We start from the raw sequence: 11,571 nt of genomic DNA, 5'->3' as shown, positions 1-11,571 counted from the left end.
CAGCCCATCGGAACACACTCTCTCCGCGCAAAGTGTTTTTTGCGACGTACACGCCGCCGCAAAAAACGGATTGCACTTGATTCACGGCCTGCGGGCCGTGAACTCTGCGAGGCTTTTTAACTTTGCTTTGTTGGAGACTGATTTTTCGGGAAAACCGGGAAAAAATCCCGTCTGGCTCTTGCAATAGCGCCTATTATCGTGTAAAATAATAGAGCTGTATAGGCAAATTTTTGAATACGAGGAAATACTCCCGCTGAGGATTATTTTCTCATGACATGGGAGGATACACATATGGCAACCATTACCGCCGGCGATTTCCGTAACGGTAAGACCTTTGAAATGGACGGCAAGATCATGCAGGTCGTGGAATTCCAGCACGTCAAGCCCGGCAAGGGCGCGGCCTTCGTGCGCACCAAGATGAAGAACATCGTCACCGGCGCCGTCACCGAAACTTCCTTCAACCCCACCGCAAAGTTCGAGGAAGCCTTCGTGGAGCGCAAGGACATGGCTTACAGCTATAACGACGGCGACCTGTATTACTTCATGGACCAGGAGACCTTCGACATGGTGCCCCTGGGCAAGGACCTGCTGGGAGACGCCTTCCGCTTCATCACCGAGAACACCGTGTGCAAGGTGCTGAGCTATAAGGGCAGCGTGTTCGGCCTGGAGTGCCCCAACTTCATGGACCTGGAGGTCACCGAGACCGAGCCGGGCCTGGCCGGCAACACCGCCACCAACACCCTGAAGCCCGCCACCGTGGAGACCGGCGCCGAGGTGAAGGTGCCCCTGTTTATCAACATTGGCGACAAGATTACCATCGACACCCGCACCGGCGAGTATCTGGGCCGCGCCAAGTAAGGACTGCGGTTTTCCCACCACCACCCATATCAGGAAAGGAGCATGAACATGGAAATTTCTGAGAAGGTAGCTTATCTGAAGGGCCTGGCCGAGGGCCTGGCGCTGGACACCGACACCAAGGAGGGCAAGCTCATCGCTGCCATCATCGACGTGCTGGACGACATGGCTGAGAAGTTCGTGGACCTGGAGGACGAGCTGTGCGACGTGGAGGACGGTCTGGATGCCGTCAGCGACGATCTGTCCGACGTGGAGCAGGCCCTCTACGAGCTGGATGACGACGTGGACGAGGATGAGGATGAGGACTACGACGATGACGACGACGAGTCCTATTTCGAGACCACCTGCCCCGTGTGCGAGGAGGAGATCGTCTTCGACGAGGATACCCTGGAGAGCGGCGAGATCCGCTGCCCCAACTGCGGCGAGAAGCTGGAGTTCGATCTCAGCGACCTGGCCAATGCCCAGGACGACGAGGACCAGGAGTAAGCCAAAATCGTTCAAAAAAAGCGTGCCGCCCGCGGGCAGCACGCTTTTTTCAGGAATCGGAGCGGTCACTCCCGGTACAGGGGGCCGCTGATGTCCACCTGGCCGAAGGAGGCGGCCACCTGGCCGTCCAGCAGCAGCTGGACCCGGTCCACGCCGTTGGCGGAGCACAGGGAGTTCACCAAGCCCCGGACCAGCAGCTGCTGGGCCTCCAGGCCCTCCGGCAGCAGGGACACGTCCGACCGGGGCAGATTCAGATAGCAGGTGCCGCTTTCCACCCGGACCGTCAGCATCTGGAAGCCCTCCGGCAGCAGAGGGGACAGACTCTCGGTCTGGGGGCCCTCCATCAGGGCGGACATGATGGCCTCCACGGCGCTGTCGCCCTCGTGGAGGGTCAGGGTCCGGGATTCCGACGTCAGCAGGCCGCTTTCCCAGGCGGGGAAGAACAGGCGCACCCCCAGGGTGCGGGTCACGTCGTCCTCGCTGGTCATCAGCACCTCCCGGGACTGCAGCAGGCTGTGGGTCCGATAGGCCAGGTCCTGGCCCTCCACGGTGATGCGGACCACGGAGATACCGGGCAGCTGGGACAGGGTCAGGGTGACGCAGTAGTCGGCGATGGTCAGGTCGATGCCGGACAGCTGCTCATACCCCTGGGAGAAGTCCACCAGGGCCATGCCGCCGGTAAGCTGGCAGCTGCGCAGCGTCACCCCCTGGGGGATGGGCGTGCGGTAGCCCGGCTCGGTGCACGCCCCCAGCAGCTGCTCCAGAGCCGCCTGGGCCTGCTGGTCCACGGTGAGGCTTTTCCGCTCCGACCAGTCCACGTCCACGGCGGAGATGGCATCGCCGCCCGGGGCGCCGGACAGGCCGTAGATCCGGAAGGTCTGTTTGGGCGTACGGCGGCTGGCGGCGCAGCCGGTAAGCAGCAGTGCCAGACAAAGCAGCAGGAGAAAGATCCGTTTTTTCATTCGTCCGCCTCCTCTCGCCGGGCCAGGGGCAGCTCCACGATGAACACGGTGCCGCTGCCGGACTGCCGGTGCTGGGCCCGGATGGAGCCGCCCCGGCGGCGCACGGTGTCGCTGACGATGCTCAGACCCAGACCCGTGCCGCCCACGGCCCGGGAGCGATTCTTGTCCACCCGGTAGAACCGCTCGAATATGTGCTCCATGTCCTCGTTGGGGATGCCGATGCCGTTGTCCTCCACGGAAATGACCACGGTGTCGCCGACGGTTTTCAGGGTGGTGTGGACAAAGCCCATGGAGCCGGAATACTTGATGCCGTTTTCCATGAGGTTATAGAGAATCTGGTGGATGTCGTCCTCGGTGGCCCGGACCACGGCGTCCTCCTCCGTCTCATAGGTCAGGGTGACCTCCTTTTCCCGGGCCACCACCCCCAGCATACGGACCACCCGCTCCAGCACCCGGGACACGGACACGGGATAGGCCGCGTCCTGGATGCCGCTGTCCAGCCGGGTCAGGCGCAGCAGGTCCTCGGTGATGCGGCTGAGCCGCTGGGCCTCCCGGCCGATATCCTCCACAAATTCCCGGGTGGTGTCGGCGTTCATGTCCTCCGTCTGAAGGATGGAGTCCGTCAGCAGACGGATACCGGCCAGGGGCGTTTTCAGCTCGTGGCTGGCGTCGGACACAAAGCGGCGGCGGGCGGCCTCGGTGGTCTGCAGGCGGTCCGTCAGGCTGTTGAACTCTGTGGCCAGCTGGGCGATTTCATCATTCCCCCGGACGGAGGCCCGATGGCTGTAGGCCCCCTCCCGGACCTGACGGATGGCCTGGAGCAGCTCCCGGATCTTCCGGGTGAAGGCCCGGGACAGCAGAGCGCTGAGGGCAACCACCAGAACGCCGATCAGCAGGGAGATGCGGGTCAGGTTGGTCTGGAAGCTCTGCAGCAGCTCCGCCTGCTGGGTGTCGTATTCATAGGCGTACACCGCGCCGATGATGCGGTTGCGGTATACCACCGGGGAAGCGCCCCGGCTTAAAAAAGCATGGCTGTCATACCGGCAGTAGAAGGCGTCGCTGCCGTCCAGAGCCTGGACGATCTCGGTATACATGGCGTACATCCCCTTGGCGCTGCCGCCCTCCCGGGTGTCGAACAGGATGCAGCCGGAGGTGTCCGTCACCAGCAGGCGGGATACGCCGGTCTCCTCCACCGAGGCCAGGGCCTGGCCCACGTTTTCCTCCGTCAGCTCCGGCAGGCCCGACAGGGCCGATTCCACCATCTTGACGCTGCTTTTCATGGCCGTCTCCTTGGTCCGGAACACCAGACTCTGGGACACCAGCAGCGGATAGGTATTCAGCAGCACCAGCACCGCCAGGATGATGAGGATATAGCTCATGCTGAACTTAAACTGTAGGCTGGTTTTCCCCCGCAAAATAGTAACCCACTCCCCACTTTGTCATGATGTATTCCGGCTCCGCCGGGACCCGCTCCAGCTTCTCCCGCAGGCGGCGGATGTGCACGTCCACGGTGCGGTAGTCCCCGGCGTAGGAATAGCCCCACACCAGGTTCATCAGGCTCTCCCGGCTATAGACACGCCGGGGATTTTTCATCAGCAGCTCGATCAGGTCGTATTCCTTGGCCGTCAGGTCGATGGTGCGGCCGTCCCGGATGGCCACCCGCTGCTCGGTATCCAGGCTCAGATCCCCCGCCGTCAGCAGGGCGGAATTGCGGCCCGGCCGGGCGGGACCCCTGGCCCGGCGCAGCAGGGCCTTGATCCGGGCCTTCAGCTCCAGGATGTTGAAGGGCTTGGTCACATAGTCGTCGGCCCCGCAGGCAAAGCCCATGAGCTTGTCCGCGTCCTCGCTGCGGGCGGTGAGCATGATGATGGGCACGTCGGAAAACTCCCGGATCTTCATGCAGGCCTCGCTGCCGGACAGCTGGGGCATCATCAGATCCAGGATGATCAGGTCCAGGCTCTCCCGCCGGGCCAGCTCCACGGCTGCGGCCCCGTCATAGGCGGTGAGCACCTGATAGCCCTCGTTTTCCAGGTTGAATTTGATGCCCTTGACCAGCAGCTGCTCGTCGTCTACTACTAAAATTTTCATGGTTCCTCCTCTATGGTGATCTGGGGGCGGATGGCTTCCAATATGCCGGGTCCCAGGCCCTTGACCTCCAGGAGTCCCTCCACGGAGGCGAAGGGGCCGTTGGTCTCGCGGTATTCCACGATGCGCTGGGCCAGCACCGGGCCGATGCCGTCCAGGGTCTCCAGCTGGGCGGCAGTGGCCGTGTTGATGTTCAGGGGGCCGGACTGGGGCTCCTGGGGACCGGCATCGTCCCGCTGGGTGGTGACGGTGTACCCCTCGGACCGGGGGCGGCCGGTGAAGAACAGCGCCGCTACCGCCGCCGCCGCAAACAGAAGCGTCAGGACCAGCAAAAATATTTCCGTTTTTGTAACTTTTCCCATAGGCTCTGTTGTTGACTCCCTGTTGGATTTTGCTTATAATGAGAGGTGATAAGCAGGGATCGGGCACGCTGTCCCTTATCCCACCACCATTATAGCATAGATGGAGAAAAAGAAAATGAAAATTCGCCGGTTTTTATCTGTTTTTTTGCTGACGCTTCTGCTGACGGGCCTGTTCTGCGTGCCCCAGGCCAGTGCGGTGGACCTGCCCCAGGTGAACGCCAAGGCGGCCCTGCTGATGGACTATGAGTCCGGGCGGATGCTGTACGGGCTCAACGAGCGGGACACCGAGTATCCCGCCAGCATCACCAAGGTCATGACCGCCCTGCTGACCCTGGAGGCCGTGGACCAGGGGGTGCTGACCCTGGACCAGCAGGTGGCGGCGCCGTCCCTGGTCAACGACATGGACCCCACCGGCAGCTCCGCCGACATCAAGGAGGGCGAGGTGCTGACGGTGGAGCAGCTGCTGTACTGCATGATGCTGGTGTCCGCCAACGAGGCGGCCTGCATCCTGGCGGAGACGGTGGCCGGATCCCAGGACGCCTTTGTGGCCCTGATGAATCAGCGGGCCCAGGAGCTGGGCTGCACCGGCACCCACTTTGTCAATCCCAACGGCCTGCATGACCCCAACCACTATTCCACCGCCTGGGACATCTATCTGTTCACCCGGGAGGCCATGAAAAACGAGACCTTCATGAAGATCTGCAGCACCGCCTCCTATGTGGTGCCCGCCACCAACATGTCCGAGGAGCGGGAGCTGTACACCACCAATTCCCTAATCTCCAACTGGAGGATCATGGGCTATCAGTACGACGGAGCCGACGGCATCAAGACCGGCTCCACCGAGGAGTCCGGCTATTGCCTGGTGTCCTCCGCCAAGCGCAGCGGCCGCCGTCTGGTGGCGGTGGTGCTGGGCTGCAAGGGAAACGGCGCCACCGTGGAGAGCTTCTCCGAGTCCGCCAAGCTGTATAACTGGGCATATAACAACTTTTCCATGCGCCAGGTGGCGGCCACCGACGAGCTGTACCGCCAGCCGGTGGCTCTGTCCAAGCAGACGGACACGGTGATGCTGTATCCGGCCCAGAGCGTGGAGGCCTTCCTGCCTAAGGACGCCAAGGATGAGGACATCCGCAAGAGCGTCACCCTGAAGGAGGACGTGGTCAACGCCCCCGTCACCGCCGGGCAGGAGCTGGGCACCCTGACCATTACCTATAACGACCAGGTGTGCGCCGAGGTGCCGCTGCTGGCCCAGGCGGACGTGTCCGCGTCCCGTTTCCTGGTGGCCAAGGCCGCCGTGGAGGCGTTTTTCGCCAAGACCTGGGTGAAGCTGGCTCTGGTGGCCGTTGTGGTGCTGGTGATCGTGTTCATTCTGTGGCTGAAGCTGGGCCGCCGCAGCCGGCGGTACGGCAGCCGGGGCGGGAAGCGCCGCCAGCGCCGGGCCTATCGGGGCCGCCGCCGCTGGTGAGCCATGGAGCCGCTGAAGATTCTGTATGAGGACGCCCACCTGGTGATCTGCTGCAAGCCCGTGGGGGTGCTGTCGGAGGACAGCGAAAGCGGCCGGTGTATGCCGCAGCTGCTGCGGGAGCACTACCTGGCCCAGGGGCAGAAGAACCCCTATATCGCCACGGTGCACCGGCTGGACAAGATCACCGGCGGGGTCATGGTGTTCTCCCGGCGGCGGGAGGTCACCGGAAAACTCACCGCCGCTGTGCAGGCCCATGAGCTGGTGAAGGAATATCTGGCGGTGCTGCGGGGCCATCCGCAGGAGCCTGCCGCCACCCTGACGGACCTGCTGTTCCGGGACGCCGGGCGCAACAAGAGCTATGTGGTGAAGCGTCCCCGGAAGGGCGTCCGGGAGGCCAGCCTGGAATACCGGGAGCTGTCCCGGACGGAGGATCTGTCTCTGGTGCGGGTGCGGCTACACACCGGACGCACCCACCAGATCCGGGTGCAGTTTTCCTCCCGGGGGCTGCCGCTGCTGGGGGATATCCGGTACGGCAGCAAGGACCCCAACTGCACGGCGGCCCTGTGGTCCTGCCGCCTGGCCTTCCGCCATCCGGTCACCGGCCGTGAGGTGGACGTGTTCTGCCCGCCGCCCCGGACCTACCCCTGGAACCTGTTCCCGGCGGTGGAGGGCTGATGGGAAAGCGAACCAACGGAATGGAGGATTTTTATGGCCTATACGGTGGGTGAAATGGCAAAACGGCTGGGGGTGCCTGCCTCCACGCTGCGGTATTACGATAAGGAGGGGCTGCTGCCCCAGGTGGAGCGCTCCCCCGGGGGGATCCGGGTGTTTCAGGAGTCGGACTATGAGTGGCTGCGGATGATCGGCTGCATGAAAAAGGCGGGAATGTCCATTCGGGACATCCGGCATTACATCCAGTTGTCCGCCCAGGGGGACGACACCATCGGCGACCGGCTGGAGATGTTCCGGAGCCAGCGGGAGGTGCTGCGCCGCCGGATCGAGGAGATGCAACACACCCTGGAAACTGTGGAGTACAAATGCTGGTTTTATGAGACGGCCAGAGAGGCCGGAACCGTGCAGGCTCCCAAGAGCATGACGGAGCAGGAGATCCCGGAGCGCTTCCGGACCATCCGGCGGGAGCTTAAGGGAGAATAACAGAAAAAATAGCGAGCGCCTCCGGCCTTTTCGGCCAGAGGCGCTTTGTTATGTGCGCAGCCTGAAGGTTCTGGGGGCCAGGCGATAGGCCAGCAGCAGGGCCGCGGCCACATACACGGCGGCAAAGACGATCATGCCGATGCCGAAGGCCATCGTTGCCCCGTGGACGTTGGCGTAGATCATGTAGCAGACAAAATAGGTCAGGCCCGTGATCAGGCGATAGCCGAAGCTGGTGTTCTCCAGCCCGGCGGTGTAGGGCTGCAGCAGGTAGTACAGCACCAGGTAGTGCACCGAGAAAAACACGGACATGGCCAGAATGGCCAGGGGCAGCACCAGATAATCCGTGGGGGTGTCCGTGCCGCCGCTGCACAACAGCAGCAGGGGAAGCCCCAGGGCGATGACGGCGGTGGGCAGCAGGTTGATGGCCGTCAGGGATTTCAGCCGGGCCGTGAAAATGCCCAGGATGACCCGGGGCTGCCGGTAAAACCGGTAGGACAGCATACTGCTGTCGCAGTTGAAGAACAGGACCTGGGTCACGGTGTTGCCCCGGTTGATGAAGTACATCAGAAGCAGCATCATCGGCAGCGCCGGAACCAGTGCGCCGTTGATGGCGGCGGCTATCTCCGGCAGCGCCAGACAGGCGGCGCAGCCCAGGGCCAGCGCGGCCCCGGCGATAACGGCGGTGCGCCGGGCCGGACGCATCAGAAGCCGGTAATTGCGGCGCACAAACAGCTCGTTGAACCGGGCACAGCCGGTTTTCCGGCTGTTCGGGCCTGCGTCCAGGGTCAGCTTGCTCTGATACTGGGCCTGGGTCTCCCGGGCTGTCGCCTGGGGGTCGTTGCCGCTGAGCAGGGATACGTCCGCCGTGAACAGGTGCCGGTACACCCGGCGATAGCCGGAAAAGTGCAGCAGATATGCGGCACCCCACGCGCCGCCAGCCGCCGCCAGCCCGCAGACAGCGTATACGGCGGCGGAGGGCAGGGCCCGGTTCAGCAGGAGAGGGGGCAGATACGCCGCCGCCAGCAGAAGAACGGAGGCACCCTGTAGCAGGGAGAACCTCTTTTCGTCCCGGGGCAGGATACCCCGCCGGTGGAAGTGCCGCAGCTCCAGTCCCGCAGAGAGGAGCTTGACGCCGCACACCAGCACCGGGGTCAGCAGACACAGGGCCAGCCCCTGGCCCAGGATCAGATGCCCCACCAACAGCGCCGCCGCCAGGAAGCCCACGGCGGTTTTCAGCAGATAGTACCCATACGCCGACAGGGTGTAACGCCGGGCGTCCATCCGCAGGAGGATCACGGCGTAATAGGCGTCCCGGCCGCCATTCAGCAGATTGTTGTTGAAAATACCGCCGATCAGCGTCAGAAACACCAGCAGATGGCCGTACAGCTCCGACGGCAGCTCCCGATGGATCAGCAGCAGGGGAGCGGCGAAAAACACCGCCATATACAGGAGCTTTCCCAGCAGTATGCCGAAAATCTCCCGCAGGACGGCCAGCACCAGCCCCAGGGTCTTGGCAAAGCTGTTTTCATAGGGCAGGTGCAGAAACCGCAGCCGGTACAGAATGCCGTTGACCCGATAGGCCATGTGCAGCCGCAGCTGCAAAACCAGGGTGTCAAACCACATCCGGCTCCTCCTTCAGGGCGGCGATGATGCGGTCCTTGTACGCCTCATCGGCCAGGTCCTCCCGCCGTACCTCCTGCAGGACCCCGTGGTGCAGGATCACGATGTCGTCGCACAGGTCCAGGGCCAGGTCCATGATATGGGTGGACAGCAGGATGATATGCCGGGTCTTGATCCGCCGCAGCAGGGCCTTCATCTCGTCGGCCACCACCACGTCAAAGGAGGTCAGCGGCTCGTCCAGCAGCAGCACGGCGGGGTCCGCCATGATGTTCACCAGCATCTGCATCTTGTTTTTCATGCCGTGGGAGAAATCCTTCAGCAGCTTTCCCCGGTCGGCCGGGTCGATGCACATATAGTCCAGGTATACGTCCGGGGCCTTGGGGTAGGGGATCTTGCCCCGGTTGATCTCCAGGAAGAATTGCAGAAATTCCCGGGCGGTGAGAAACTCCGGCACCACCGGGGTGGAGAGCACATAGCCCATGTCGTCGGCGGTGACGGGCCGGGCGGCACCGGCGTCGTCCTCCAGGTGGAAGGATCCGCCGTCGGCGGTGAGGTCCTCGTTGAGACAGTTGAAGAACGTGGTCTTGCCTGCGCCGTTGCGGCCGATGAGACCGTAAATCTTCCCCTGTTCAAAGGTGAAGGACGCGCCCCGCAGCACCTCCTGGGTCCCGAAGCGCTTTTGCAGTTGATCGACAACCAGCTTCATGGCTGTCAATCCACCACGCCGGTCAGGTCCAGGGGCTTGCCGTCGCGCCACAGGCGCTCCAGGCCGTAGAACTCCCGGGCCTCGGCGTTGAAGACGTGGATGGCGATGCAGCCGTAGTCCAGCAGCACCCAGGTGCCGGCCCGATAGCCCTCCCGGTGCAGGGGCTCCTCCTGGGCCTCCTCCCAGAGGACCTTTTCCACGTTGTCCACCAGGGCGTTGATCTGAGTATTGGAGGAGCCGGTGGCGATGACGAAATAGTCCGCCAGGGTGGTCAGATCGCCGATCTCCAGCACCTGGATCTCCCGGCCCTTCTTGTCGGACAGGGCCCGGGCCGCCATAAGGGCCAGTTCCTTCGCAGTTTTCATATCTGTTTACCTCTTAATAAATAGTCTCGGGCGTCCAGGGTGTTGTGATGCACGGGGTTGCCCCACTGCTGCATATCCCGGATGCTGTCGTCCAGCGCCTTCAGCAGGCCCCGGTCCAGGTCGGCATGGACCGCCCGGCGCAGGTCGTCCACCCCGGGGAAGTCCCGGCTGGGCTCGATATAGTCCGCCAGATAGATGATCTTTTCCAGCTTGGTCATGTTGGCGTGGCCGGTGGTGTGCCAGTAGATGGCGCGGTAGACCGCGTCATCCACGGCGAACACGTCCCGGGCGATGGCCGCGCCGGTTTTGGCGTGCAGCAGCTTCAGGGCGTGCTGCTCCAGGTCGTCCAGGGGGATGCCGTACTGCCGGCACAGGGCCAGCTGCCGGTCCATGTCCAGCTTCTTGGTGCAGTCGTGGAGCAGGGCGGCGATCCGGGCCTGGGTCTCGTCGGCCCCATACTGCCGGGCCAGGCGCACGGCCTCCTGCTCCGTACCCAGAACATGGGGCATGCGCTTGGGCTTCAGATAGCTCAGGGCGATGGGCCGCAGCTGGTCCGGGGTCAGGTGATGCAGGTCCGTGTGAACGCCGTACAGCCCCCGGCGCTGGATATAGCCGTATACGGGGTCCGTCACCAGATCCCGGCCCCGGCCTGCGGCAAGGGCCTCCCGCACCTGGGTGGAGGACAGGTCGATAACCTGCCGGTTGGCGATGATGGCCACAGTGGCCCCGTATTTCGTCTCCAGCAGCCGCTTCTGGGCCGCCAGATCCTCCCCCGGCTGGGGGTGGGCCCGGTCAAAGGCCCCGATGTGGGCCAGAGACAGAATGTCCGACGCATGATACCAGCGCTCCAGGGACAAAAACATATCCGTCCCCATAAGAAGCCACAGCTCATCCTCCGGATGCTCCATGCGCAGCTGACGCAGGGTATCCACCGTATAGCTGGGGCCGGTGCGGTGCAGCTCGATGTCCAGAGCCTGGGCCACGGGGCCCAGCTGGGCACAGGCCAGGGCCGCCATTTCCAGGCGGTCGGCGGGCTCGGCGCTGCCCTGGGGCAGGGCCTTGTGGGGCGGAACGCTGGCGGGGATCAGCAGCAGACGGTCCAGCCCCAGGACGTCCATAGCCGCCCGGGCCGCCGTCAGGTGGCCCCGGTGGATGGGGTTGAAGGTGCCGCCGTAAATGCCGATCCTCATACGCTGCGCTTCCTGTCTTTTTCCAGCTCGATCTTCCGCTTGTCCTTGTTGTGCTGATAGCGGAAGAGAACGAATTTGCTGCCGATGACCTGCACCACCTCGCAGCGGGCGGCCACCTTCAGCTCCTCTGCCGCTTCCCGGGCGGTGTACATGGAGTTTTCCAGCACCCGGCCCTTGATCAGCTCCCGGGCCTCCAGAGCGTCGTTGACCTGCTTGACCAGGTTGTCGCCGATGCCGTCCTTGCCCACGTGGACGATGGTGTCCAGGTTGGCGGCCATGCCCCGCAGCTGGGCTCTCTGCTTGCTTGTCAGTTCCATAGATGC

General features: G+C 63.6%; 15 protein-coding genes. 6 read left to right on the top strand and 9 right to left on the bottom strand.

What is annotated here, in order from left to right:
- The 3 genes from LKD37_RS08335 to LKD37_RS08325 all read left to right on the top strand — a co-directional run.
- A partial coding sequence (locus LKD37_RS08335) for a hypothetical protein (protein WP_302928794.1) occupies nt 1-187 on the top strand: 187 nt, incomplete at its 5' end.
- A gap of 104 nt (nt 188-291) precedes the next feature.
- Entirely contained in the window at nt 292-858 is a 567-nt protein-coding gene (gene efp, locus LKD37_RS08330; protein WP_022178020.1) for an elongation factor P, read from the top strand.
- Nucleotides 859-906: 48 nt separating this feature from the next.
- On the top strand, nt 907-1,341 hold the full coding sequence (locus LKD37_RS08325; RefSeq protein ID WP_302928793.1) for a CD1247 N-terminal domain-containing protein: 435 nt from the start codon (nt 907-909) through the stop codon (nt 1,339-1,341).
- 65 nt (nt 1,342-1,406) lie between these two features.
- On the opposite strand, the gene LKD37_RS08320 is transcribed toward LKD37_RS08325, so the two are convergent.
- Genes LKD37_RS08320 through LKD37_RS08305 form a run of 4 tightly spaced genes read right to left on the bottom strand, consistent with a single transcriptional unit; the run spans nt 1,407 to nt 4,750 of the window.
- Nucleotides 1,407-2,303 carry a GerMN domain-containing protein gene (locus LKD37_RS08320; RefSeq protein WP_302928792.1) on the bottom strand — a complete coding sequence of 299 codons (897 nt, stop codon included), beginning with the start codon at nt 2,301-2,303 and terminating at the stop codon, nt 1,407-1,409.
- Entirely contained in the window at nt 2,300-3,682 is a 1,383-nt protein-coding gene (locus tag LKD37_RS08315) for a sensor histidine kinase (RefSeq protein WP_302928791.1), read from the bottom strand. The genes LKD37_RS08320 and LKD37_RS08315 overlap by 4 nt, the downstream gene beginning before the upstream one ends.
- A 7-nt stretch (nt 3,683-3,689) precedes the next feature.
- Nucleotides 3,690-4,391 carry a response regulator transcription factor gene (locus LKD37_RS08310; RefSeq protein WP_302928790.1) on the bottom strand — a complete coding sequence of 234 codons (702 nt, stop codon included), beginning with the start codon at nt 4,389-4,391 and terminating at the stop codon, nt 3,690-3,692.
- Entirely contained in the window at nt 4,388-4,750 is a 363-nt protein-coding gene (locus LKD37_RS08305; RefSeq protein WP_302928789.1) for a ComEA family DNA-binding protein, read from the bottom strand. Before LKD37_RS08305 ends, LKD37_RS08310 begins: the two co-directional genes overlap by 4 nt.
- 115 nt (nt 4,751-4,865) lie before the next feature.
- Here LKD37_RS08305 and LKD37_RS08300 point away from each other — a divergent pair, with 115 nt between their 5' ends.
- From LKD37_RS08300 to LKD37_RS08290, 3 genes are read left to right on the top strand one after another with little or no spacing between them, the layout of a single operon-like run.
- Nucleotides 4,866-6,212 (top strand): D-alanyl-D-alanine carboxypeptidase family protein, encoded by a 1,347-nt coding sequence (locus LKD37_RS08300; RefSeq protein ID WP_302928788.1) that lies wholly within the window; start codon nt 4,866-4,868, stop codon nt 6,210-6,212.
- Between the two features lie 3 nt (nt 6,213-6,215).
- A complete protein-coding gene (locus LKD37_RS08295) occupies nt 6,216-6,887 on the top strand; it encodes an RluA family pseudouridine synthase (RefSeq protein WP_302928787.1) in 672 nt (223 codons plus the stop codon).
- A 33-nt stretch (nt 6,888-6,920) separates the two neighbouring features.
- Complete coding sequence (locus tag LKD37_RS08290) at nt 6,921-7,367, top strand: MerR family transcriptional regulator (protein ID WP_302928786.1); 447 nt, start codon at nt 6,921-6,923, stop codon at nt 7,365-7,367.
- A gap of 48 nt (nt 7,368-7,415) precedes the next feature.
- On the opposite strand, the gene LKD37_RS08285 is transcribed toward LKD37_RS08290, so the two are convergent.
- Genes LKD37_RS08285 through yhbY form a run of 5 tightly spaced genes read right to left on the bottom strand, consistent with a single transcriptional unit; the run spans nt 7,416 to nt 11,565 of the window.
- Complete coding sequence (locus LKD37_RS08285) at nt 7,416-8,990, bottom strand: hypothetical protein (protein WP_302928785.1); 1,575 nt, start codon at nt 8,988-8,990, stop codon at nt 7,416-7,418.
- A complete protein-coding gene (locus tag LKD37_RS08280; RefSeq protein WP_302928784.1) occupies nt 8,980-9,693 on the bottom strand; it encodes an ATP-binding cassette domain-containing protein in 714 nt (237 codons plus the stop codon). The genes LKD37_RS08285 and LKD37_RS08280 overlap by 11 nt, the downstream gene beginning before the upstream one ends.
- Before the next feature lie 5 nt (nt 9,694-9,698).
- On the bottom strand, nt 9,699-10,058 hold the full coding sequence (gene rsfS / locus LKD37_RS08275) for a ribosome silencing factor (protein WP_302928783.1): 360 nt from the start codon (nt 10,056-10,058) through the stop codon (nt 9,699-9,701).
- The gene (gene nadD / locus LKD37_RS08270) at nt 10,055-11,248 is read right to left on the bottom strand and encodes a nicotinate (nicotinamide) nucleotide adenylyltransferase (protein ID WP_302928782.1); all 1,194 of its coding nucleotides are present in this window, start codon (nt 11,246-11,248) and stop codon (nt 10,055-10,057) included. Before nadD ends, rsfS begins: the two co-directional genes overlap by 4 nt.
- Nucleotides 11,245-11,565: a ribosome assembly RNA-binding protein YhbY gene (gene yhbY, locus LKD37_RS08265; protein WP_022176757.1), complete on the bottom strand. Its 321-nt coding sequence runs from the start codon at nt 11,563-11,565 to the stop codon at nt 11,245-11,247. Before yhbY ends, nadD begins: the two co-directional genes overlap by 4 nt.
- Between the last annotated feature and the right edge of the window lie 6 nt (nt 11,566-11,571).

The organism is Brotocaccenecus cirricatena (assembly GCF_020687045.1).
GTDB classification, from domain to species: Bacteria; Bacillota; Clostridia; order Oscillospirales; family Oscillospiraceae; genus Vescimonas; species Vescimonas cirricatena.
This window is presented reverse-complemented; position numbering and strand designations above follow the sequence as displayed.